The sequence below is a fragment of the Halorarum halophilum genome, from assembly GCF_013401515.1.
Lineage (GTDB): Archaea > Halobacteriota > Halobacteria > Halobacteriales > Haloferacaceae > Halorarum > Halorarum halophilum.
Map to the genome: position 1 here is coordinate 3,001,353 of NZ_CP058529.1, position 22,478 is coordinate 3,023,830.

General features: G+C 69.0%; 20 protein-coding genes. 7 read left to right on the plus strand and 13 right to left on the minus strand.

From position 1 onward, the window contains the following. Positions 1-99: 99 nt before the first annotated feature. The 4 genes from lpdA to HUG10_RS15120 all read right to left on the minus strand — a co-directional run bounded on the left by lpdA (position 100) and on the right by HUG10_RS15120 (position 5,683). Positions 100-1,527: a dihydrolipoyl dehydrogenase gene (gene lpdA / locus HUG10_RS15105; protein WP_179170359.1), complete on the minus strand. Its 1,428-nt coding sequence runs from the start codon at positions 1,525-1,527 to the stop codon at positions 100-102. A gap of 139 nt (positions 1,528-1,666) precedes the next feature. Then, positions 1,667-3,358 carry a 2-oxo acid dehydrogenase subunit E2 gene (locus HUG10_RS15110; protein WP_179170360.1) on the minus strand — a complete coding sequence of 564 codons (1,692 nt, stop codon included), beginning with the start codon at positions 3,356-3,358 and terminating at the stop codon, positions 1,667-1,669. Between the two features lie 190 nt (positions 3,359-3,548). After that, entirely contained in the window at positions 3,549-4,514 is a 966-nt protein-coding gene (locus HUG10_RS15115; RefSeq protein WP_179170361.1) for an alpha-ketoacid dehydrogenase subunit beta, read from the minus strand. A 2-nt stretch (positions 4,515-4,516) separates the two neighbouring features. Next, on the minus strand, positions 4,517-5,683 hold the full coding sequence (locus HUG10_RS15120; RefSeq protein ID WP_179170362.1) for a thiamine pyrophosphate-dependent enzyme: 1,167 nt from the start codon (positions 5,681-5,683) through the stop codon (positions 4,517-4,519). Positions 5,684-5,851: 168 nt separating this feature from the next. Here HUG10_RS15120 and HUG10_RS15125 point away from each other — a divergent pair, with 168 nt between their 5' ends. Then, a complete protein-coding gene (locus HUG10_RS15125; RefSeq protein ID WP_179170363.1) occupies positions 5,852-6,364 on the plus strand; it encodes a universal stress protein in 513 nt (170 codons plus the stop codon). A 117-nt stretch (positions 6,365-6,481) separates the two neighbouring features. Beyond that, the gene (locus tag HUG10_RS15130; protein WP_218780605.1) at positions 6,482-7,507 is read left to right on the plus strand and encodes an ABC transporter substrate-binding protein; all 1,026 of its coding nucleotides are present in this window, start codon (positions 6,482-6,484) and stop codon (positions 7,505-7,507) included. Positions 7,508-7,630: 123 nt separating this feature from the next. On the opposite strand, the gene HUG10_RS15135 is transcribed toward HUG10_RS15130, so the two are convergent. The 6 genes from HUG10_RS15135 to HUG10_RS15160 form a co-directional block, all read right to left on the minus strand. Continuing rightward, complete coding sequence (locus HUG10_RS15135) at positions 7,631-8,599, minus strand: malate dehydrogenase (RefSeq protein ID WP_179170365.1); 969 nt, start codon at positions 8,597-8,599, stop codon at positions 7,631-7,633. 164 nt (positions 8,600-8,763) lie between these two features. Next, positions 8,764-9,141 (minus strand): Rieske (2Fe-2S) protein, encoded by a 378-nt coding sequence (locus HUG10_RS15140; RefSeq protein ID WP_179170366.1) that lies wholly within the window; start codon positions 9,139-9,141, stop codon positions 8,764-8,766. Continuing rightward, positions 9,138-10,226, minus strand: coding sequence for an amidohydrolase family protein (locus HUG10_RS15145; RefSeq protein ID WP_179170367.1), 1,089 nt, complete (start codon positions 10,224-10,226; stop codon positions 9,138-9,140). Before HUG10_RS15145 ends, HUG10_RS15140 begins: the two co-directional genes overlap by 4 nt. A 264-nt stretch (positions 10,227-10,490) precedes the next feature. Beyond that, on the minus strand, positions 10,491-11,270 hold the full coding sequence (locus HUG10_RS15150; RefSeq protein ID WP_179170368.1) for an ABC transporter permease: 780 nt from the start codon (positions 11,268-11,270) through the stop codon (positions 10,491-10,493). Further along, positions 11,261-12,052, minus strand: coding sequence for an ABC transporter permease (locus tag HUG10_RS15155; RefSeq protein WP_179170369.1), 792 nt, complete (start codon positions 12,050-12,052; stop codon positions 11,261-11,263). The genes HUG10_RS15150 and HUG10_RS15155 overlap by 10 nt, the downstream gene beginning before the upstream one ends. A 2-nt stretch (positions 12,053-12,054) precedes the next feature. Beyond that, positions 12,055-12,837 carry an ABC transporter ATP-binding protein gene (locus tag HUG10_RS15160; protein ID WP_179170370.1) on the minus strand — a complete coding sequence of 261 codons (783 nt, stop codon included), beginning with the start codon at positions 12,835-12,837 and terminating at the stop codon, positions 12,055-12,057. Between the two features lie 1,061 nt (positions 12,838-13,898). On the opposite strand from HUG10_RS15160, the gene HUG10_RS15165 reads away from it, so the two are divergent. The 3 genes from HUG10_RS15165 to eno all read left to right on the plus strand — a co-directional run bounded on the left by HUG10_RS15165 (position 13,899) and on the right by eno (position 17,069). Then, positions 13,899-14,636, plus strand: coding sequence for an SDR family oxidoreductase (locus HUG10_RS15165; RefSeq protein WP_179170371.1), 738 nt, complete (start codon positions 13,899-13,901; stop codon positions 14,634-14,636). 136 nt (positions 14,637-14,772) lie between these two features. After that, positions 14,773-15,801 (plus strand): phosphotransferase family protein, encoded by a 1,029-nt coding sequence (locus HUG10_RS15170; RefSeq protein ID WP_179170372.1) that lies wholly within the window; start codon positions 14,773-14,775, stop codon positions 15,799-15,801. After that, on the plus strand, positions 15,798-17,069 hold the full coding sequence (eno, locus tag HUG10_RS15175) for a phosphopyruvate hydratase (RefSeq protein ID WP_179170373.1): 1,272 nt from the start codon (positions 15,798-15,800) through the stop codon (positions 17,067-17,069). The genes HUG10_RS15170 and eno overlap by 4 nt, the downstream gene beginning before the upstream one ends. Positions 17,070-17,103: 34 nt before the next feature. Here the strand turns inward: eno and HUG10_RS15180 are convergent, their stop codons facing one another. Continuing rightward, positions 17,104-18,276 (minus strand): MFS transporter, encoded by a 1,173-nt coding sequence (locus HUG10_RS15180; RefSeq protein WP_179170374.1) that lies wholly within the window; start codon positions 18,274-18,276, stop codon positions 17,104-17,106. Between the two features lie 212 nt (positions 18,277-18,488). Between HUG10_RS15180 and HUG10_RS15185 the strand changes: the two genes are divergently transcribed. Both HUG10_RS15185 and HUG10_RS15190 read left to right on the plus strand, forming a co-directional pair. Then, positions 18,489-19,301, plus strand: a complete 813-nt coding sequence (locus tag HUG10_RS15185; RefSeq protein ID WP_179170375.1) for a polysaccharide deacetylase family protein — start codon at positions 18,489-18,491, stop codon at positions 19,299-19,301. A 147-nt stretch (positions 19,302-19,448) separates the two neighbouring features. Further along, positions 19,449-20,108, plus strand: coding sequence for a CDGSH iron-sulfur domain-containing protein (locus HUG10_RS15190; RefSeq protein WP_179170376.1), 660 nt, complete (start codon positions 19,449-19,451; stop codon positions 20,106-20,108). A 21-nt stretch (positions 20,109-20,129) separates the two neighbouring features. Here the strand turns inward: HUG10_RS15190 and HUG10_RS15195 are convergent, their stop codons facing one another. Together HUG10_RS15195 and HUG10_RS15200 are read right to left on the minus strand one after the other, a co-directional pair. Beyond that, complete coding sequence (locus tag HUG10_RS15195; protein WP_218780606.1) at positions 20,130-21,014, minus strand: QueT transporter family protein; 885 nt, start codon at positions 21,012-21,014, stop codon at positions 20,130-20,132. 89 nt (positions 21,015-21,103) lie between these two features. Then, positions 21,104-22,339, minus strand: coding sequence for a low temperature requirement protein A (locus tag HUG10_RS15200; protein ID WP_179170377.1), 1,236 nt, complete (start codon positions 22,337-22,339; stop codon positions 21,104-21,106). Between the last annotated feature and the right edge of the window lie 139 nt (positions 22,340-22,478).

The following is a 22,478-nucleotide window of genomic DNA, read 5'->3' on the forward strand; positions in this document are numbered from 1 at the left end:
TTCCGAGTTAGTTCCTCGGGTGGGCTCACTGGTCGCCGTGCGGGCGGTCTCACAGACGGGGCGGGGGCCGCCCCCGACGTCGGGGTGGCGTCCCTCCGATCAGCGGTTCCCCGTGTGGATCGCCTTCCCCATCGCGTTCTCGGCCGCCTCGTGGACCGCCTCCGAGAGCGTCGGGTGGGCGTGGATCGTGCCCGCCACGTCCCCGAGACGCGCGCCCATCTCGATGGCGAGCGCGAGTTCGGCGACGAGTTCGGACGCCTCGGGCCCCACGATCTGCCCGCCGAGCACGAAGCCCGTCCCCTCGTCGGCGACGACCCGCACGAAGCCGTCCGACTCGGCCATCGTGAGCGCCCGGCCGCTGGCGCGCAGCGGCATCCGGCCGACGACGGGGGAGAAGCCCGCCTCCTCGGCCTCCGCCTCGGTCATCCCCACGGTGCCGATCTCGGGATCGGTGAACACCGCGGCCGGGACGGCCTGGTAGTCCAGCGCGGCGGGGTTTCCGGCGGCGACCTCGGCGGCGACGATGCCCTCCTCGCTGGCCTTGTGCGCGAGCATCGGCTCGCCGGCGACGTCGCCGACCGCGAAGACGTGTTCGAGGTCGGTCCGCGCCCGGTCGTCGGTTTGCAGGAAGCCGTCCTCGTCAGGGTCGAGGTCGACGGCCTCCAGTTCGAGGGTGTCCGTGACCGGTTCGCGACCCACAGCGACGAGGACGCGGTCGGCCTCGTAGGTGGCCCTGTCGCCCGACTCCGTCTCGGTTTCGACGGCGATGCGACCGTCCGCGGTCTCCTCCCAGCCGGCCGCCCCCTCGCCGAAGTGGAACTCGATGCCCAGCTCCTCGGCGCGCTCGGTCACGACCCGGGCCACGTCGCGCTCGTACGTCGGGAGGGCGTCCTCCAGCATCTCGACGACCGTCACGTCGGCGCCGAGTTTCGCGAACGTCGTCGAGAGCTCCATCCCGATGTAGCCCGCCCCGACGACCACGAGGTCGTCGGGGACCGCGTCGGCCGCCAGCGCCTCCCGCGAGGACCACACTGGGTCGTCGGCGAAGTCGAAGCCGGGGAGTTCCACCGGGCGTGACCCCGTCGCGATCACGGCCCGCTCGAACTCGACCGTCTCCATCCCCTGCCCCTCGCCGCCGTGTGCGATCCGCGCCGTGTGCTCGTCCTCGAACGCGGCCGTCCCCTCGATGAGGTTGACGCCGTTCGCCTCGCAGAGCGACTCGACGCCACCGGTGAGCTCCTCGACGACGCCGTCCTTCCACTCGGCCATCGCCGCCACGTCGACTGCCGGGTCGGCGTGGACGCCCATCTCGGCGGCGGTGGCCGCGTCGTGGGCGACGTCGGCCGCCGTGATGAACGCCTTCGAGGGGATGCAGCCGTGGTTGAGGCAGGTGCCGCCGTACGCCTCGCGTTCGACCAGGGTGGTGTCGACGCCCTCCTGAGCGGCGCGGATGGCGGCGACGTACCCGCCGGGACCGCCGCCGATGACCAGGAGGTCGGTACCGGTCGCGATGTCTCCCATAACCATGACTCGCACCTCGTGTCCTCCCGTCAAAAGTGCACTCGTCCGTCGAGACGACCGATCTCGTCCACGGGTGTCGTCCCGACCGTGCCGACGTCGTCCCGGTCGGGGTGGCGTCGTCCCGAGCCCGGGGACGGTATCTCGGTCAGTCGAGCAGGAGCAGCGCCGGGTTCGCGAGCAACTCCTTCACGCGGTTCGAGAACCGCGCCGCGTCGGCGCCGTCGACCAGGCGATGGTCGACCGACATCGAGAACCGCATCGTCTCCCGGGCGACGACCTCGTCGTCGACGACCCACGGGCGCTTCCTGATGGGTCCCATCGCGAAGATGGCCGCCTCGGGGTGGTTGATGATCGGCGAGGAGAACTCGCCGCCGATGACGCCGATGTTCGTGACGGTGAACGTCCCACCCTGCATCTCCGACGGCGAGATCTCCCTGTTCCGCGCCCGTTCGGCGAGGTCCCTGACATCCGCCGCCAGCTCCTTCAGTCCCTTCCGGTCCGCGTTCTTCACGACGGGCACCATCAGCCCCGCGTCCGTGGCGACGGCGATGCCGACGTTGTACTCGTCGTGGAGGACGATCTCACCGGCCTCCTCGTCGAGGCTGGAGTTCAGGTACGGGAACTCCTGCAGCGCCGTCGTGATCGCCCTGATGACGAACGGCATGTAGGTGAGCTTCACGCCCTCCCGCTCGGCCACCTCGGCCAGTTCTCCCCGGACCGCGACCAGGTCGGCGGCGTCGAACTCGTCGTGGTGGGAGACGTGGGGCGCGGTGTACTTCGACCGGGCCATCTGTTCGCCGATGGTCTGCCTGACGCCCCTGTAGGGGACGCGCTCGCCCGACGTGGCGCCACCCGCTGTCGTGCCGCCGCCTCCGCCCGCGGTCGTGTCGTTGCCTCCGCCGGCCGTCGCACCGTTCCCCCCCGCACTGCTTCCGGCCACCGCCGTGGCGGTGTCGGAGCCGACCGTCCCGTCCCCGCTCCGGCGGGATTCCAGGTACGCGCGGACGTCCTCGGGCGTGACGAACGCCTCGCCGTCGCGCTCCTCGCTCGCCGGAACGTCGTCGATATCCACGCCCGCCTCCTCGGCGAGTCGGCGGGTCGCCGGCATCGCCAGGGTTCGCTTGCGGTCCGCGCCGTCGCCCTCGACCGTGACGGGTACCGCGTCGGCGGACGCGCGCTCGGTCACGGCCGGTTCGCCGCCGGTGACATCCGTCGGTCCGGCCGACGTGCTCGCACCGCCGGAATCGCTGGCGGAGGCGTCGACCGATTCGCCGGCCGAGTCGACGCCCTCAATGCCGCCGTCACTGTCGCCGGCGTCGGCCGCCTCGCGAACGTCGGCCTCGGTCACCCGCCCGCCCCCGTCGGAGCCGACGACGGCCGCGAGGTCGACGCCGAGTTCGCGTGCCAGCGTCCGGGTCGTCGGCGCGGCGAACACGCGACTCTGGGGGACCGCTTGCTCGTCGCCTCCGCTCGGACCGGACTCGGACGTCTCCGCGTCGCCCGCAGCCGAGGGGGTCGTCTCGGCCCCATCCCCGGTCGTGGACCTGGACTCATCACTCCCCCCGGTGCCCTCGGAGTCGGCGCCCCCGTCGTCCCCGTCGACGTCGAAGGTGACGACGACGGAGTCCACCGGGACCATCTCGCCCTCCTCGTAGTGGAGTTCGCTCACGGTCCCCTCGTACGGCGAGGGGACCTCGACGAGCGCCTTGTCGGTCTCGACCTCGGCGATGGTCTGGTCCTCCTCGACGTGTTCGCCCGGCGCCACCAGCCACGAGACGAGTTCCCCCTCGGCGATACCCTCGCCTAGATCCGGTAGCTCAAACGTTCGCTCGGCCATGGCTCATCGTCTGCGGGGTTCCGTTTGAGTGTTTCCCCCTCCTATCTGTCGTGTGGATACGTGACCGCGAGCTCCCCTGGTCGGATGAGAACACTTCGGAAGCCCCCGTGGTGAACCGAGTCGCCCTCCGAGTTCCTCGTGATGCCGGGCAGCACCTCGAAACGACGAATCCCCGAGAAAAACGGATCGATCAGACCGAGAGCGCGCGTTCCATCGCATCCAGGATGCGTGGCGGGTGCGGGAAGTAGTAGTCCTCCATCGACAGCAGCGGGACGGGCGTGTCGAAGCCGGTGACGCGCTCGACCGGCGCCTCGAGGTACATCAGCGCCTCGTCGTTGATGCGGGCGACGACGTCGCTGCCGACGCCGATGCTGCGCGGCCCCTCGTGGACGACCACGCACCGGCCCGTCTTCTTCACCGACTCGACGACCGTCTCGGCGTCCATCGGCGAGACGGTCCGGAGGTCGATCACCTCCGCGTCGACGTCGCCCTCCTCGACCGCCTCAAGGGTGGGCGGCATCATCGACCCCCACGCGACGACCGTCACGTCCTCGCCCTCCCGGCGGACGGCCGCCTCGCCCAGCGGCACCTCGTAGTCGTCCTCGGGGACCTCCTCGCGGAACGACCGGTAGATGCGCTTGGGCTCCATGAACAGCACCGGATCGGGGTCGCGGATGGCGCTGAGCAGCAGCCCCTTCGTGTCGTGGGGCGTGCTCGGCACGACGATCTGGAGCCCCGGGATGTGGCCGTAGGCGCCCTCGAGGCTCTCGGAGTGGTGTTCGAGCGCCCGGACGCCCGCGCCGTAGGGCATCCGGACCACCATCGGCGCGTTGAGCGCCCCACGCGTCCGCCAGCGGATGCGGCTGGCGTTGGAGACAAGCTGGTCGAACGCCGGCGGGAGGAAGCCCGAGAACTGGATCTCCGCGACCGGCCGGTAGCCGTACATCGCCAGCCCCGTCGCGCCCCCGACGATGGCGATCTCCGAGAGCGGCGTGTCGACCACGCGGTCGCCCCCGAACTCCTCGAGCAGTTCGTCCGTGGCGCGGAAGACGCCGCCGCTCTTGGCGACGTCCTCACCCAGGACGACCACGCGGTCGTCGGCCGCCATCTCGGTGTGCAATGCGTCGTTGACCGCCTCCACGATTGTTGCCTGCATGGTCACCCCTTGGGCCGCTGTTCGACGTAGTCGTACATCTCCGGCCGGCGCTCGAGGAGGTCCTCGAACTCCGCCAGCTGCCTGGCGAGTTCGGGCGGCATCTCGTCGTACACGTACGCGAACAGCTCCTCGACGCCGCGCTGTTCGAACTCGTTCGCGGCCGCGAGCGCCTCGTCGAACTCCGCCTCGATCTCCTCGACGATCGCGTCGTGGTCGATGTCGTCCCACAGCCCCTCGGCCTCCAGGAACGACCGGTACCGCTCGATGGGGTCGTCCTCCTCCCATCGCTCGACCTCCTCGTCGTCGCGGTAGCGCGTGGGATCGTCGCTGGTAGTGTGGGCGTCGAGGCGGTAGGTGACCGACTCGACGAACACCGGCTCGCCCTGGCGCACGCGTTCCTTCGCGGTCGAGACGGCGTCGTACACCGCCAGCACGTCCTGGCCGTCGACGCGGATGGCGTCGATGCCGTACGCCAGCGCCTTCTGCGCGATGGTGCTCGCGCCGGTCTGGCTCTCGAAGTTCGTCGAGATGGCGTACTGGTTGTTCTGGCAGAAGAACAGCGCCGGCAGCCGCAGCGCCCCCGCGAGGTTGATGGCCTCGTGGGCCGCCCCGGTGCTCGTCGCGCCATCGCCAAGATAGGCGGTCGTGACGGCGTCCCCGTCGTCGAGGTCCATCCCCCAGGAGACGCCGGCGGCCAGCGGGAGGTGCGAGCCGATGGATATGGCGATCTGGGAGTTGTGCTCGGCGAACGACTTCTGGCCCTCCTCGATGCCCCGCCAGAAGAGGATCATGTCCCGCATCGGGACCCCGCGCATGAACATGGGCGTCCACGCGCGGCCGACGAAAAGCCAGTCGTCCGGTTCCAGCGTGGACGCGCTGCCGACGATGCTCGCCTCCTGCCCCCGGGTCGACCCGAAGGTTCCGAGTTCGCCCCGCCGCTGGATGTTCACCATCCGGCGGCAGAACACCCGGTCGGTCACCATCCAGCGGTACAGGTCGCGCAACTCCTCGTCGTCGAGGTCGGGGACGGCCCCGGCGTTGTAGGAGCCGTCCGGCGCGACGATCCGGTGGGTGGGAACCTCGAGGTCGTCCTGGGTGAGGTATCTCGCCCCGCCATCCCCCGCCCCGGTAGCGGAGGGGCTACGGTCGTTTGACTCTCTCTCGCTCATTCGACGGCCAATCTGTTGTGAGGGACCACTATTAAACTCGGGGGTGGGGGTGACGGACGGCGGTCCCCCGCCCGACCGCGATGCGAACGAGGCATCGACGGGCCGCCGCGAACCCGAGAACCTTCCAGCGACACCACGCTTTATTGGGTCCTGCACGAGTGGTCCGGTATGACGATACTGACGGCGGTGGACGGGGAGGCGATACCCAGCAGGCCAGTGGAGAAGGGGCGGGAACTCGCCGAGGCGTTCGGCGACGACCACGTCGTCCTGCACGTGATGCCACAGGACGTGTTCGACGGCTTTCGGGAGTCGACGGGTACGACCGCCGGGGGGTACTCGTTGCCGTCCGCTGCTTCGTACGGCGATTCGGGGTCCGACGGCGTCCGGTCAGGCGACGCCAGTTCGGACGGGTACTCCGTCGAGGACGGCGAACGGCACGCGAGGAGCGTCGCCCGCGACGTCGTCCGCGGGACGCTCGACGACTGGGAGGACGCGGTCGTCCAGGGGCGCGTCGGCGAACCGGTCGAGGAGATCCTGGCGGAGGCCGACCGCCGGCACGCCCGGTATCTCGTCATCGGCGGACGCAAGCGCTCGCCGACGGGCAAGGCGCTGTTCGGGAGCAGCACCCAGTCGATCCTCCTCTCGGCCGACCAGCCGGTCGTGACCGTCATGTCCGAGTGAGGTCCGGGGCTCGCTCCTCCGTCCGCGTCGACCTCCGCTGTGCCGATCGAATCGGCTAGTGACAGGTAGCCGATTCATGGGTGAATTTTTATACCCCGAAAACTATTCGATTCGATGATGCCATTCGATAGCACGCGGCGTCGAACGTTTCTGAAGTCAGGTGCGGCCGTCGCGGGGGCCGGCCTGACCGGACTCGCAGGGTGTTCGAGCCTTCCGGGAGGCGGGACGACGCAACTCGGACTTGCGTTCACGGTCCCGGTCGAGAACCTCGGCTCCCTGTTCGCCATCCCTGAGCTCCAGGAGCAACTCACGAACCTCGGCGACGCGTACGAACTCAAGGTCACGCGGAACCAGAGCACGCCCGACTCGCTGAACGGCATGGCCGCCGGCGAGACCGATCTGGCGCTCCTCTCCTCGGTGAGCTACGCGTCGGCGGTCCAGCAGGAGGCAGTTCCGGGGAACATCTCCATGGTGGCGACGGACTTCTGGGACGCCCACCCCGAGTGGTACGGGTTCACCATCTTCTCCGGGAGCGACTCGGACGTCACCGAGCCCGCGAACCTCGAGGGCAAGACGATCGCCGTCAACAGCCTCGGGACCGGGGTCCACGCGGTCATCGTCAAGAAGCTCCAGCAGGAGGGCATCGACCCGGAGAACGGCGTCGACATGGTCGAACTCCCGTTCCCCACCATGACGTCCGCCATCAACGACGGGCGCATCGACGCGGCCATCTTCCCGGCCATCTTCGCCGTCTCGGCGCGCGGCGAGAACTTCACCGAGGTGTACACCAGCCAGGACACGTGGGACCAGGAGTACCCGTTCGCGTACACGGCCGCCTCGAACGACTCCATCGACAACAAGTCCGACGCCATCGGCGCGTGGGGAGAGGACTTCGCCGAACTCGTCGACTACTGCTACGACAACCGCTCGGAGGTCGTCTCGCTCGCAGCCGAACACTTCGAGCTCCCGGAGCCGCTGGTCGACGGCTTCTTCCTCACCAACCAGGACTACTTCCGCCAGGACATCAGGATCGACTTCGAGCGACTCCAGTTCGCGATGGACGAACTCGTCGACCTCGGCTTCATCGAGCAGAGCTTCGACGTCCGCGAGTACGCCACCAACGAGTTCCTCCCGGAGAACTGAAGGGAGGGGACACGCCGTCGACCGCGATTTTTCACGCGACCCCTACGTTTCACGCCATCCGTCACCGCGAGCACGGGGTCCACGCTGGCCCGAAACCGCTGGAAGAGGGTGAAGCGACTTCGGCTACTCGATCCGTTCGAGGTCCGCTCTGACCGCCTCGTACGCCTCCGTCAGTTGCGACCCCTCCTCGGCCGACAGTTCCCACTCGTGGATCTCCGCGACCCCGTCGCCGTCCAGCGTCACCGGGACGCCCAGCGCCACGTCCTCGAACCCGTACTCGCCCGCGAGGGGCGTGGACAGGCAGAACGGTTCCTCGTTCCCGCCGGCGGCCATCGACCGGATCACGCGGGTGACGCCGGCGCTCGTCACCCACCGCGACGTCTCCCTCACCCCTCGGCGCTTCGCGATCTCGAAGGGGACGTCGCGCACGTACTCCCGGACGTCGGCGCGGTCCGACTCCGGGACCTCCACGGGCTCGCCGTCGACGCGGACGCGGGAGAACACCGGGACGACGTTCTCCCCGTGCTCGCCCATCATGGGGCAGTGGACGGCGTTCCTGTGCACGCCGAGCCCCTCGGCGATGGCGTCGGCCGCGCGGGCCGTCTCGGAGAGCGAGTAGCCCATGAACTTCTCCCGTGGCCAGCCCAGCAGTGACCGGAACCGGTAGGTGAGCCGGTCGATGGGGTTGGTCACGACGAGCAGCGGGGTCGGGTCGAGTCCGCGCAGGTCCGCCGCGACGTCGTCGACGATGGCGAGGTTCCGCTCGAGTTCCGCCTCGCGGGCGCCGCGGTCGGTCGCGTCCTCCGGCTGGGGGGCGGCCGCGTTGAACACGAGGAGGTCGGGATCCAGGTCCGGCAGGTCCTCGGGGGTGGCCGACCGGACCTCGCCGAACCCGTCGGGGCCGACCCTCGACCGGCCGTCGGGCGCGTTGGCGAAGTGGTAGCCCGCGTGGGAGATGTCCGTGGCGTGGGCCCAGGCGGCCTCCTCGTCGATGTCCACGAGGCTGACGTCGATGGAGGGGGCCAGCCCGGCGACGGTGTAGGCGACGGTCGAGCCGATGGTGCTCGCGCCGCCGATGATCGCAACGTGCATACTCCCCCCTCACCGGTCTGCCCCAAGTAGATTGTCCCCGGTGGGTCGAGCGCCGTCGGTCCACGAGCCGGCGTGTTCGGCGTCGAGGCTCACGGCGCCGGGGAACGTCGAAAACCGAACCGTCGCGGGCGGCGACGGCTCACAGCCGACGGTCCGCGTTACTGCTACTTCCCGTCGTCGACGTAGACGACGCCGTCCTCGACGACCACGTCGTACATCGGGAGGACGATGCTGTCGTCGCCGATGTGCGTCCCGGTCTCGAGGTCGAACGACCAGCCGTGCCACGGACAGGAGACGATGCAGTCGTCGCTGTAGTGCTGGTCGATGCGCTCGCCCGGTCCGGTGAACTCGCCGACGAGCTTGCGCTGGACCTTCCCCTCGCAGACCGGCCCGCCGTCGTGGGGGCACTGGTTCCGCATGGCGTAGAACTCCCCCTCCGCCTTGATGACGCCGACCTCGGCCCGGCCGATCTGCACGATCCGGTGGTCGCCGTCCGCGAACTCGTCGGCCGGCCCGACCTTGACGAGCGAGTCGTCGCTCACAGGCCGAACACCTCCTCGGCGTTGCCCGCGAGGATCGCCCGGCGGTCGTCGTCGTCGAGCATCGGGAGATCGTTGATGGTCGAGGGGCTGTCGAAGTCCCAGTGGGGGTAGTCCGAGGCGTACAGCAGCCGGTCGGTCCCGATCATGTCGAAGCAGAGTTCGAGCAGGTCGTTGCGCGCGGAGATCTCCAGCGGCTGGGTGCCGAAGTAGAAGTCCGTGATGTACTCGCCGGGGCGCGTGTCGAGCAGCGGCGCCTCCTCGGGTCGCTTCAGGTACTCCTCGTCGAGGCGGCTGACGAGCCCCGGGATGTACGTCACGCCCGACTCCATGAACACGATGTCGAGGTCGGGGAACTTCTCCGGGATGCCCTGGCAGGCGACGCTGACGATCTGGGACATGTTCGACTCCAGGAATCCGAGCGTGTGCGTCTCGATCATCTCCTGGTAGCCGGCCCGGACGTACTCGTCGAGGCCCGACCCGCCGGTGTGGTACACGACCGGGTAGTCCATCTGCTCGCAACGCTCGTAGATCGGGTCGTACTTCCGGTTCCCCAGCGGCGGGCTCGCCCCCGCGGTGATGAAGCAGGCGCCGACCCACGCCTCCTCGTCCTCGACGCGTTCGAGCACCTCCAGCGAGGCGTCGACGTCGCCGTACGGGATCGGCGCGAGCCCGTAGACGCCCTCGTCGGGGTCGAGCACCTCCTCCATCATGTACTCGATGTACCCCTTCGTGAACGCCTGCACGCGCTCGTCGTCGGCGTTGACGCCGCCCATCGCGAGGATGAGGTGGGAGATCTGCAGCGACACGTCGATGTCGAGGAACTCCATCCCCTCGGTGACGCGCTCCGGGTCCTCCGGCTCGTCGGGGTAGTTCGAGTGCTCGCGGGTGACCTTCCCGTAGTTCTGCCTGTCGCCCGTGGACGTGGGGAAGAAGGAACTGAGGTTCTGTTTCACGCCCGCGTCGTCCCAGTTGCTCTCCACGTACTTCGTGTGCCACGGCTCGGGCATGTACTCCGCGACCTCCTTGAACGAGTCCTGGTAGTGCCAGTCGCAGTCGATGACCCGTTCCTCGGTGACGTCGATCATCGCGCGTACCACCCGCCGTCGGAGTCGGGGCGTCCCTCCCGCATCCGTGGAGGGAACTCTACTGCCACGCAGCTGTTCGTGGGGGTCGCTGGCATACAGCGAGAACATGGCTAGACGACCATTTAGGTTTTCGCCTCGGCGCCACCGGCGTCGCGTCGAGACGACGTGAGCGACCGAAGGGGAAGGATCGAGACGGTGTGAACGAGTGGGGGAAGCGAACGGGGACTGCGGCCGGACAGGGCCGGCAGGACGGTCCCACCCCGCTTACGTCCAGTGGAGGAGTCGGCCGCGGGCGAAGCGGAGGATGCGGTCGAGGCCGATACCGACGAGCATGATGGCGATGATGGCGGCGTACACCTGGGTCGACTCGAACGAGCGGACGCCCTCGATCTCCAGGGCTCCCAGCCCGCCGCCGCCGGCGACCATCTCGAAGACGAAGGTGATGATGAGCGAGAGGGGCATGGCGATCTGGAGGCCGGTCAGGATGCCCGGCGCCGCCGCCGGCAGGATCACCCGGCGGAGGAGCCGCCCGTTGCCCGTCCCCATCATCCGGGCAGACCAGACGAGGTTCTGCTCGACCTGTCGCGTGCTGTCGCGGGCGTTGACCGCGACCGGCCAGAACGTCCCGACCGCGACCATGATGATCTTCGAGACGTCGCCGATGCCGAACCAGAGCATGAACACCGGGATGAGCGAGATGATCGGCACCGGGTAACCGATCTTGATGATCGGGTCGAAGAACCAGTTCACGGCGGCGTTCCGCGCGCAGAGGATGCCGACGACGATGCCCAGGACCGACGCGATCGCCAGGCCGACGAGCGCCCGCCTGAGCGTCAGGTAGGCATTGTACAGCATCTCGCCGGACACCGTCAGCTCGTAGAACCGGAGCAGGATGTCCGAGAGCGGCGGCAGGAAGTAGTAGTGGATGAGCCCGAACTGGGCGACGAGCTCCCAGAGGACGAGAACGATGACGAGCGAGTAGATCGACTTGCCGACCGAGACGGCGGCGGACAGGTCGACCCGTCGGTCTGCGGTTACGTCCATGTCAACACCCGTTCCCTGGCCTCCTCGAACCCCCTCACCGCGACGAAGGCCATCGCCGAGATGATGACGATGTTCGCGAACATCGTCGGGTAGTTGCCGATCTGGCCGGACGTCAGGATGAGGTAGCCGATCCCCTCGTTGGAGGCGATGAGCTCCGCGCTCACGAGCGCGATGAAGGCGATGGGGACGGCCTGCCGGACCCCGGTCATGATCTCGGGGATCGTCGCCGGGAAGATGACCTTCCAGAGGAGCCGCCGTCCGTCCGTTCCCATCATCTTCGCCGACCACACGAGGTTCCGGTCGACGTCGCTCGCCGCGTTGTAGCTGTTGAGGACGATGGGGAGCAGGCAGGCGAGGAAGACGATGAGGATCGCGGTGCTCGTGCCCACGCCCAGCCAGAGGATCGCGAGTGGAACGAGCGCCGTCTTCGGGATCGGGTACGTCATCGAGAGGAAGACGTCGAAGAAGTTCTCGACCGCGTCCGAGCGCGCCATCCCGATGCCGAGGAGGACGCCGATGGCGATGCTCAGCCCCAGGCCGACCGCGATCCGGAACAGCGAGACGAACAGGTGCGAGTACACCTCGCCGGTGACGAGCAGCTCCCAGATCTCGCCGGAGACGGTCACGGGCGACGGGAGGATCGCCTCGGCGACGACCGTCCCGCTCGCCAGTTCCCACAGGAGCGCCACGATGACGAGCGGGACCCAGTCGAAGACCGCCCGGGCGGGACTCCGGAGCCGTTCCGGGACCGCTTCGGACCCCTGAAAGGTTGCCCCCCCCACGGCTACGGTCGCACCTCCGTCCTCGTCTCCTCGCGGAGCGACTTCCAGACGGCGTTCTTCGTCGTCGTGAACTCGTCGGACGTGATGATCTCCTCGCGGGGGAGCGACCGGTCGAGGTCGACCTCGGTGACCATCTTCTTCGTCCCGGGGTGGCGGGTCATGATCATCACGCGTTCGGAGAGGTAGACGGCCTCCTCCACGTCGTGGGTGATGAACACGACCGTCTTCTCGAGGTCGCCCCAGATGTCGATCAGCTGGTCCTGGAGCGACTCCCTGAGCGGCTGGTCGAGCGCGCCGAACGGCTCGTCCATGAGCAGGATCTTCGGCTCGTACGCGAGCGTCCGGGCCAGCGCGACGCGCTGTTTCATCCCCCCGGAGAGCTCCTTCGGGTACTTGTCCTCGAACCCGTCGAGGTCGACCATGTCGATGTACCGCTGGGCCGTGGCCTGCCGCTCGTCCTTGGGGACGCCGCCCTCCTCGAGCCCGTAGGTCACGTTCTCGAACACCGTCCGCCAGGGGAACAGCGCGTAGTCCTGGAACACCACGCCCCGGTCCGTCCCCGGGCCGTCGATGGGGGTGCCGTCGACGGAGATCGTCCCCGTCGACGCGTCCAGGAAGCCGGCGATCAGGTACAACAGCGTGCTCTTGCCACAGCCGCTCGGCCCGACGACGCTGACGAACTCGCCGCCGTCGATCTCGAACGAGAGGTCCTCGATGGCCTTCGTTCGCTCGGCCCCCTCGCCGTAGAACTTCTCCAGGTTCGAGATGGTGACGTTCCCGTCCATCACGGCCTCCCCGTAGTTCGCAGTCGGTCGGGGTGCTGGTGTGAGGCGGCCGTCCTGCCGCGGCGTGGCTCGTGTTCTGTCATTGGATTGCGTTGGGCTCTCGTCGTTGTGCGCGTCTCTTCGGGCGGCGACGGACGTCCCGACGAAGCCGGGGTCCGCCAGCGGACGGGTCGGCGCCGCGCGCGGCGTCCGCGTCGAAACGGGACGCCGCTGGACGACCCGAAACTCGGCCGTTCCGACCGCTACTGCTACCGCGTGACACGGTGTCGACACGGTTTCGATCGTACAAAAACCTTCCCTCCGGACGGGGCCCCGGGGACGCGACAGGGGCCCCGTCCTTCGCGCTAAGTGTACGTCTGCAGTGATCTTTTCGTCGACCCCGACCGTCGACTGTGGCGGCGTGGACGGCGGTCGGCTCCTCGTGTCCGGCTTCTCCGAACCGATTTCTGCCATCTCTCCCCCTACTTCCTCGAGGTCGTTCCATACCACAAAGACATGATAGTATTGAATACGAGACTGGGGAATGATTGGAATCGGTCAACGCGGGTCGGCGCACGCGAATGTAAACGATAGCCATCCCCAGTAACACGACTCCGTTGTTGGAATCGGACTGAACCCGGTACGAGGCGTCGTACTCGCTCTTCTCGAGATTGGGGTGGACTGAGGATACGGTTCGAGACGATTGGGTCCGGATCGACGGGTTATGGTGAGGATCACCGCTCTCAACTAGCTGAGGGGTGTAGGATCGGCTTGGTTTAGCGATACTTCGTGGGAATACAGCAGCTCGATAGGCGAGAAATTAGTAATCTAAATTCTATATACTAGAAATTGATATTCTCGGTGGGTGCGTCCCGTGAGCTACGCGAATCTGGCCGGCCGTCGAGTCGGGATCGTTCCCCGTCACCGATTTGGTTGGCCTCCCCGCCCACCCGATCACCTAGCTTGACCGCCACCGACTTCGACGTCGTCGGAACGCCCGGAGGGATCACACGTCGACCGTTCGGAGGTGACCCGCGAGAGCGGGAGTAACCCCTTTCGGCCCTCGCTACGAGTTCCCGAACATGGAGGACATCGAAGGCGACGCGGTCGTCGTCACGGGAGCGAGTTCCGGAATCGGCGGGGCCACCGCGCGCGTTCTCGCGGCGGACGGGGCGAACCTCGTGCTCGCCGCCCGTCGCGAGGACCGGCTCGAGGAACTGGCCGACGAACTCGAATCCGAGTACGACGTTCAGGCGCTTCCGGTGTCGACCGACGTCACGGAGCGCGAGCAGGTGGACGACCTCGTCGAGGCCACGGTCGGGGAGTTCGGCCGCCTCGACGGGCTGGTGAACAACGCCGGCGTCGGGCTCGGCGGCGAGGTGGCGGAGCTGACGGACGAGGAGTACCACACGATGATGGACGTGAACGTCGACGGCGCGTTCTACGCCACCCGCGCGGCGCTCCCGCATCTCCGCGAGACCGAGGGGACGGTGGTGTTCATCGGCAGTTTCGCCGGGCAGTACCCCCGGCCCGGCAACCCGGTGTACGCCGCGACCAAGTGGTACGTTCGCGGGTTCGCACACAGCCTCGCGGGCCAGGTCGGCGACGACGGGATTGCGGTGTCCGTCGTCAACCCGACCGAGGTGCGGACCGAGTTCGGCTCCGAGCAGGGCGACGCGTTCGAGGAGCAGTACGGCCCCGACGAGGCGACCGAACCCGAGGCCATCGCTGACGCGGTGCGGTTCTCGCTCGGACAGGCCGGGACCGACGCCGTGAACGAACTGGACCTGTACCGCCGGGACAAGTTCTCGCACTTCTGAGCGGTGCTCGGACGGCAGTTGGCGGTCGGTCGCCGGCGGCCGTCCGCCGGCCCTCCCCAAGAGCCATTAGCCGAACCGCCCGAACTGTGGGTATGACTGACACGGGACAGTTCCGCGCCACGGGGGACGCCGAGCGATGAGGTTGGACGCCGACGCGGCCGTCGAGTACCTCGAAGCTCGGGGTCGAGTCCCCGAGGGTGCCCGACCGGTCGCCGAACCGCTGGGCGGGGGCGTCTCGAACGACGTGTTCCGCGTCAGCTGGGACGACGACGCGGTCGTCCTCAAACAGCCGCTCCCGGACCTCGCGGTGGCGGACGATTGGCCGGCGGACGTCGGCCGCGTCCACAACGAGGCCGCGGCCGCCCGGGTGTACGCCGCCGTCCTCGACGACCGCGGGATGGACGGCGTCGCGGTCCCGGCCGTCCGCTTCGAGGACCACGAGGAACACGTCATCGGCATCTCCTCGGCCCCGGAGTCGGCGCGGATGTGGAAGTCGGACCTGCTCGACGGAACCGTCGACCCGGGGATCGCCGCGACGGTCGGCGAGTTCCTCGCGGCGGCCCACGACTACGCCGCGGACGACGGGGACCTCGAGGAAGCGTTCGGGAACTACGTCCCGTTCGAGCAACTGCGCCTGGACCCGTACCACCGGACCGTCGCGGAGCGCCACCCGGACCTCGCGCCGGCGATCGAGCGCGAGATCGAGCGCATCAGGTCGACGCGCTCGACGCTGGTCCACGGCGACTACAGCCCGAAGAACGTGCTCGTCGACGACACGGACAGGCGACCCCACCTCTGGCTGCTCGACTTCGAGGTGGCACACTGGGGCGACCCGGCGTTCGACGTCGCGTTCATGCTCAACCACCTGTTCATCAAGTCGGTCTACCTCGCCGACCGGCGGGACGAGTACGTCTCGGCCGCCGAGGCGTTCTGGGAGGCGTACCGCGACACCGTCGAGACGACCCCCATCGACGAAACCGACGTGGTGCGGGAACTCGGCGTCCTCATGCTCGCCCGCGTCGACGGCAAGTCGCCGGTCGAGTACGTCGAGCAGGTGGAGACGAAGGAGACGCTTCGGGCGCTCGCGAGGCGGATCCTGACCGGGGATGTCGGGACGGTCGCGGAGTTGGCCTCGATCGTCCGCGAGGAGGTGGACGGCCGGTGAGCGAGATCACCGACGTCACGGCCTGGGAAGTGCTCGACTCGCGGGGGAACCCGACGGTTCGCGCCCGGGTCGACGCCAAGTCGGGTTCGGGCACCTTCACCGTCCCGGCTGGTGCGAGTACCGGCGAGCACGAGGTCGTCGAACGGCGCGACGGGGGCGGCCGATACGGCGGGCAGGGCGTGACCGACGCCGTCGCGGCGGCGAACGACGAACTCGCCGAGGTCGTCGTCGGCAGGGACGCGACCGACCAGGAGGCGATCGACGCGGCGATGGTGGCCTACGACGGAACCGACGCCCTCGCCGCCGTGGGGGCCAACGCGGTGCTCGCGGTATCCGGCGCGGTCGCCCACGCCGCGAGTTCCGTCGCCGGGAAGTCCCTTCACCGGTACATCGCCGACAGTCGGGGATCCGAGGGGTCGATGCCCACGCCGATGGTCAACGTCGTCAGCGGCGGCCTGCACGCGGAGGGTGGCATCGAGATCCAGGACGTGCTCGCGGTCCCCCGGGGGGCGACCACCTACTCCGAGGCGCTCGAGACGGCGTGGGACGTCCGGCGCGCGGTGCGCTCGCTCGTCGTCGAGGCCGGCCACCGCCCGCTCGTCGCCGACGAGGGCGGGTTCGCCCCGCCGATGGCGGGGATTGGGGAGGCGTTCGAACTCGTGGTCGACGGCATCGAGCGGGCGGGGTACGTCCCCGGCGACGACGTCGCGCTGGCGGTCGACGTCGCCGCCTCCCACTTCTACGACGCCGACGCGGACACGTACCGGCTGGAGAGCGTCGGCCGGACGCTCGACCGCGGGAAATTGATCTCGCTGGTCGTCGAGTGGACCGAGTCGTACCCCCTGATCTCGATCGAGGACCCCCTCGCGGAGGACGACTGGCGGGGATGGGCGCGGCTCGCCGACCGGCTCCCCGCCGACGTCCAGTTGCTCGGCGACGACCTGCTCGTGACGAACCGCGACCGGCTCGCTCGCGCCACCGAGGACGACGTCGTCTCGGCGGTGCTCGTCAAGCCGAACCAGGCGGGGACGATGACTCGGGCGATGGACGTCGTCGCCGACGCGAAGGCGGCGGACGTCGCCCCGGTCGTGTCGGCGCGGTCGGGCGAGACGTGCGACACGACCATCGCCGACCTGGCCGTCGGGCTCGACGCCGGCCAGATCAAGATCGGCTCGCTGGCGCGCTCCGAGCGGCTGGCGAAGTACAACCGGCTCCTCGAGATCGAACGGACGACCGACCGCCGGCTGCGAAACCCGTTCGCCGACTGATCGTGGTGGACGCACCGCGGCGTAGCCGTCCTGCTCAGGCGTCGACGCCCAGCGCCTGATTGGCGACGAGCAGGACGACAAGCAGTCCCATGAGCCCCGCGACGAGCCCGTAGGCCGGGAGCCAGCCCGCCCGGTCGGCGATCGTCCCCGTCACGCCGCTGCCGAGCGAGCTGACGAGCAGCACGACCGTCCGGACGAGCCCGAACCCGGTACCGCGCTCGTCCTCGGCGAGGACGTCCATGAACCGGGAGTTGAGGACGCCCGGCCAGCTCAGCCCGATACCGACGAGGAGCGTCCCGGCAACGACCGCCGCGGTTCCCTCCGCGAACAGGAAGAGGACGTACCCCGCGATGCCGGCGAGCAGCGACGCCCCGAAGGTGGCGTCCCGGCCGGTCGCGTCCGACGCCCAGCCCAGCGCGGGCGCGCCGCCGATGGTGAGCGCGAACACGGCACCGAACACGAGGCTCGCGCGGCCCGTCGGGACGTCGGCGTACTCGACGAGGAACGTCGGGAAGAACGAGGCGAACGCCTGCCAGGTGAAGAAGGCGACCATCGCGAGGACGGTCGTGAACAGGACGCTCGGCCGCGCGAGGAGCGCGAGCAGCCGACGGACGTCGAGCTGCTCGGTCAGCGACTGGCCGGGATCGGCCGGCGGCGTTCGGGGCGCGCGCCACGCGAAGAGGACGAGGACGACCACGGCGACGGTCGCGGGGACGAGCGGGCCGGCGCGCCAGCCGAACCTGGTCGCCGCGTACGCGCTTGCGACGGGGGCGACCAGCCCGGCGGACGACGCACCGATCTCGTGGATGCCGAGCGCCCGCCCGGTGTCCTCGAACTGCGCGGTGAGGAAGGCGGTCCCGGCGGTGAAGTACAGCCCCGCGGCCGCCCCGAGCGTCACCGCGAAGGCGGCGAACAGCGGGAACGTCGGGGCGGCCGCGAGCACCGTGCTCGCGACGCCGGTCGCGCCCATCGCCAGCAGCACGACCCGGCGCTCGCCGTACCGGTCCGCGAGGACGCCGCCGGGGAACTGGAAGAGGGCGTAGGCGGCCCACATCCCCGTCAGAGCGACGCCGACCTCGCTCTTCGTGACGACGAACGCGTCCATGATGTCGGGGACGAGCGGGCTCGGGGCCAGCCGAGCGACCATCGTCACGAAGAACGCCGCGGTCGCGACGCCGAGCAGTTCCCTGCCGCTGCGCTGGGCCATCGGTCCCCGGTATCGTCCCGGCCGAATTCCTCTTCGGTTCCCGGCAAGCCGACACGTCGTCCGGGCGACGAGAGGCGAGCCGATTTCGGGCCGTGAGGACGGCGAGCGACGACGACCCGTCGGTTCACGGTCGGCTTCGGTCCTCCGAGTGGCCCCCACCGGACCGTAATCCGGTAACTAACGAATAGGGAGTAGGTCCCTCGACACGACGAATGCGTAAATTGAACACGCTGACGGATTTCGACTCGGCCCTGCTCAGGGGATGGCGTCTCGTCGCGTTCGCCGGTCACTACTCCCGTCTCGGGACGCTCGGCCTCGGCCGAACGAACAGGGTCCTCCGGTACCACTCGGTCGGTGGCGGGTTCTACGACGACTTCCCCCCGGACCGGCTCCGGCACGACATCGAGTACCTCGACACGCGATTCGAGATCGTCGACCTGCCGGAGGCCCTCTCCACCGGCGGGGCGAAACGGATCGCGCTCACGTTCGACGACGGCTACCGCGACTTCTATCGGAACGTCGTGCCGATCCTCCGCGAGTACGACGTGCCGGCGACCGTCTTCGTCATCGCCGACGCGGTCGACGACCCGTCGTTCGACCACAACGACGACGAGTACGAGTACATGGATCGCGAGGAACTGGTCGAGCTGGCCGACGAGGACCTCGTCACGATCGGCAACCACACGGGGTCGCACCCCCGCCTGGGCGAACTCCCCCCGGAACGGCTCGAACCGGAGATCGCCGGCGCTAAACGCCGACTGGAGGAGAGCCTCAGCATCGACATCGACCGGTTCTGCTACCCGTACGGGAGCTACAGCGAGGAGGCCGCCGACGTCGTCCGTCGGACCCACGACATCGGCGTCGCGGGGCGCGGCCGTCGGGACGCAATCTCGCCCGACACCGACCCGGCGCTCGTCCCCCGGGTCAACGGCGCGAACCCGTTCTGGGAGGTCCAGTGGGATCTGTCGGACTCCGCGACACGGGTGGGGTCCGCGTGTGACCGGTTCATCGGCTCCCGGGCGTGAGGAGACGGTAACGCCCCCGTCGCGGGTCGACGAACCGCGGCCGGGGCGGCGGTCGCGACCGCTCGAACGGTCGCGCTCTCCGCTGCCCAGAGGAACGTTAACGTATGTCGCAGCCGTACCTGCGTGGGTGCCCCGGAGGAGTTCACGATGAAGCGGGACGTGCACGAGTACGAAGCGGAGGACATCACGGTGAGCTACGACGTCGAGCGGTGCATCCACGCCAGGGAGTGCGTTCGCGGGTTACCCTCGGTGTTCGACCCCGACCGGAGACCCTGGATCCAGCCGGAGGGCGCCGACCCCGACGAACTGGCGGAGGTCGTCACGCGGTGTCCGACCGGCGCGCTGCACTTCGACCGGTCGGACGGCGGGAGCCCGGAGTCGGTCCCGGAGGAGAACACGGTGTCCGTCGCCCCGGACGGCCCGCTGTACGTCCGCGGCGACGTCGAACTCGTCTCCGAGGACGACGAGGTGCTCCTCGAGGACACCCGCGTGGCGCTCTGTCGGTGCGGCGCCTCCGAGAACAAACCCCTCTGTGACAACAGTCACCGGTCCGTCGAGTTCTCGGCGGCCGGGACCGTGACCGACGGGTCGACGGACGACGGATCCCCGCCCGAGGGCGTACTGCGCGTGACGCCCACGGACGACGGCCCGTTCCACCTGGAGGGCGAGTTCGAACTGGTGGGCGAGGAGGACGGCTCGACCGCCCGGGACGACGACGCCTGGCTGTGTCGCTGTGGCGCCTCGGGGGACAAACCGTACTGCGACGGGACCCACGAGGAGATCGGCTTCACGAGCGAGGACGACTGAAGGCGCGCTTCGGCCCGCCGGTCACGGACCGAACTCGTCGGACGGCCCACTGGCCGGGGGTTCCTGACGATAGAGCTGCGAGAGCCGCTCGCCGGAGAAGGCGCTCGCGACGAGGAGCAGGACGACCGCGACCGATCCGACGACCAGCTGGATCCGCGTCTCCACCGGGCTGGGCGGCATCACCTCCCCCGGGCTGGCGCCGAGCGGGATGCCCTGGATACCGACGCTCACGGCGATGCCGAGGACGGCCCACGCGATGGAGACGACGGCGATGGTCACTCCCGCGGTCGACTGGCGCGAATGGTTCACCGACGGGAGGTCCTTCGCGCGCATCAGGTCCGGGTAGAGGAGCCCGTCCTGTTTGACCCGCGGGTAGAGGACCCGGAGCAGCAGGGGGCCGAGGACGGCGGTGGGCAGGAAGTTGTTGACGCCGATGATGGTGCCGAGGACGGAGAACGGGAACAACCCCAGGACCTCGAGCCCCCAGGCGATGATCGCGGCGGTCCCCGCGGAGGCCACGAGGGCGACGACGACGAACTCGACGACCTGATCGCCCGACCGCATGTCCGGCTCCCTGTCGCTCGAGAGCCGCCCGAGGTTCCCCCAGAGCTTGTAGCCGACGAACCCGAAGAAGAAGTTCCCGGCGAAGCCGAAGAAGCTCCCCCGGGTCAGGGTTCCGCCGAAGACGTCCCCCAGGAGGTTGCCGAACGCCGACCCCCAGGCGGCCGCCGGCCCGAACATGAGGCTGAACACGACCGGGAACGCGTTCGCGATCCTGATCTCCGTGAACCCCGGAACGAGGACGAACCCCTTGAACGGGATGAGAGCGGCCGTGTACACCGCGGTCACGACCACCGTGAGGATGATCATCCGCGAGTCGCGCCACATCAGGACGACCTCGCGCATCTGCTACGCCCTCCCCCGCCGGTGTCCCGGCGTCGCGACGCGCCGGCCGTGCCGGTCGCCCCGTTCCCGACTCGTCGTCTGTTTCCGTCTCATGGCCCCGGCTCCGGTTCGACGGCTCCCGCCGACGAGCGCGAGTACCGGTGGACGCCCTCGACGACTGTGAGCCCGAGCAGGAGGAACGCGACGAGCCACGTGGCGACGACCGGCGATACGTGGCTCCCCACGACCGCGCCGGCGACGACGATCAGCGCCGTCCCGATGCGTGCGGCGAACAGGTGGTCGTGGATCGGCGTCGGCATCGCCCGGTGGCAGACGCTGCTGCCGAGGAGGAAGGCGGCGATCCCCCCGGCGAGCACCACCCGGGCGACGGGTTCGATCTCGTGGCCCGCGATCGAGGCCTCGATCGCCGCCTCGAGGCCGATACCGGCCGCGCCGATACCCGTGAAGACGAAGTAGTGGCCGAAGACGTAGACGAGCATCCGCTCGCGCATGTGGAGCCAGTGGAGTTCTGACTGCCCGAGCACGCGGTCGATCGTTCGCTCGTCGAAGTTGTTGAAGTAGAGCCACCACAGCGTCACGGCGACCAGGAAGCCGCCGAGCGCGGTGATCCCGGAGCGGAGGAACCAGTCGGCTCCCTCCGTCCCGGCCGCGACGGCGAGGATCGTCTCGCCGAGGACGAGGATGGTGAACAGTCCCAGCCGTTCCGGGAAGTGCGACACCTGGACCGGAACCGTGTCGAACACGAGGTAGACGATTCCGATCCCGGCGATCTCGAGGAGGAACGCGGACGTCCAGAGCCCGAACCGGCCGGGGTCCGCGTAGAACAGCGACAGCGCCCACACGAACGTCGACAGCGAACTGAACGTCACCCAGTAGCTGAAGAACTTGTCCGACCCCCCGGTCATGTACCACCCGCGGACCGTGAGGCCGATGTAGAGGAGCCGCAAGACGAGGAACGCGGCCGCGAACTCGAACGAGCCCCCGTGGAGCGCGTCGTGGATCGTCTGGGACATGATGATCACCCCGAACATCACGACGATCAGCGCGACCTGCGAGAAGAGGTCGTCCGTGTCGAACACGTCGGCGTAGTAGCTGAACCCGACCCACGTCCACCAGACGAGGATGAACAGGCTGGCGTACTCGAGGACGGCGACGAGCGAGAGCGACTCCCGGAGGAACGCGCCGAGTTCGGCGACCGCGACGATGAACACGAGGTCGAAGAACAGTTCGAGCCAGGTGGCGTGGCGCGGGAGGCCCTCGGGTTCGGAGTAGACGGAGACCGGCCCCCGGAGCGAGGCCAGGAAGTCGCGGAACCCCGAACTCATCGGTCCCTTCCGTTCGAGGCGACCCCTGGACGGGTCGCTCCGAGCGTGAATCGCTGCACCTCGACCGGGTGGGTCATCGTCCTCCCACCACTACGGCGTGAGTCACTGTACGTGGACACTCTCGTCGCGTCGGGATTTA

What these genes read in the sequence shown, in the direction of transcription:
- HUG10_RS15110 (WP_179170360.1), bottom strand. Translation starts at nt 3,358, where the DNA reads ATGGCCGAGCGAACGTTTGAGCTACCGGATCTAGGCGAGGGTATCGCC.
- HUG10_RS15130 (WP_218780605.1), top strand. Translation starts at nt 6,482, where the DNA reads ATGCCATTCGATAGCACGCGGCGTCGAACGTTTCTGAAGTCAGGTGCG.
- HUG10_RS15120 (WP_179170362.1), bottom strand. Translation starts at nt 5,683, where the DNA reads ATGAGCGAGAGAGAGTCAAACGACCGTAGCCCCTCCGCTACCGGGGCG.
- HUG10_RS15170 (WP_179170372.1), top strand. Translation starts at nt 14,773, where the DNA reads ATGAGGTTGGACGCCGACGCGGCCGTCGAGTACCTCGAAGCTCGGGGT.
- HUG10_RS15195 (WP_218780606.1), bottom strand. Translation starts at nt 21,014, where the DNA reads ATGCGCGAGGTCGTCCTGATGTGGCGCGACTCGCGGATGATCATCCTC.
- HUG10_RS15125 (WP_179170363.1), top strand. Translation starts at nt 5,852, where the DNA reads ATGACGATACTGACGGCGGTGGACGGGGAGGCGATACCCAGCAGGCCA.
- HUG10_RS15190 (WP_179170376.1), top strand. Translation starts at nt 19,449, where the DNA reads ATGAAGCGGGACGTGCACGAGTACGAAGCGGAGGACATCACGGTGAGC.
- HUG10_RS15180 (WP_179170374.1), bottom strand. Translation starts at nt 18,276, where the DNA reads ATGGCCCAGCGCAGCGGCAGGGAACTGCTCGGCGTCGCGACCGCGGCG.
- HUG10_RS15165 (WP_179170371.1), top strand. Translation starts at nt 13,899, where the DNA reads ATGGAGGACATCGAAGGCGACGCGGTCGTCGTCACGGGAGCGAGTTCC.
- HUG10_RS15145 (WP_179170367.1), bottom strand. Translation starts at nt 10,226, where the DNA reads ATGATCGACGTCACCGAGGAACGGGTCATCGACTGCGACTGGCACTAC.
- HUG10_RS15160 (WP_179170370.1), bottom strand. Translation starts at nt 12,837, where the DNA reads ATGGACGGGAACGTCACCATCTCGAACCTGGAGAAGTTCTACGGCGAG.
- HUG10_RS15185 (WP_179170375.1), top strand. Translation starts at nt 18,489, where the DNA reads ATGCGTAAATTGAACACGCTGACGGATTTCGACTCGGCCCTGCTCAGG.
- HUG10_RS15200 (WP_179170377.1), bottom strand. Translation starts at nt 22,339, where the DNA reads ATGAGTTCGGGGTTCCGCGACTTCCTGGCCTCGCTCCGGGGGCCGGTC.
- HUG10_RS15150 (WP_179170368.1), bottom strand. Translation starts at nt 11,270, where the DNA reads ATGGACGTAACCGCAGACCGACGGGTCGACCTGTCCGCCGCCGTCTCG.
- lpdA (WP_179170359.1), bottom strand. Translation starts at nt 1,527, where the DNA reads ATGGTTATGGGAGACATCGCGACCGGTACCGACCTCCTGGTCATCGGC.
- HUG10_RS15115 (WP_179170361.1), bottom strand. Translation starts at nt 4,514, where the DNA reads ATGCAGGCAACAATCGTGGAGGCGGTCAACGACGCATTGCACACCGAG.
- HUG10_RS15135 (WP_179170365.1), bottom strand. Translation starts at nt 8,599, where the DNA reads ATGCACGTTGCGATCATCGGCGGCGCGAGCACCATCGGCTCGACCGTC.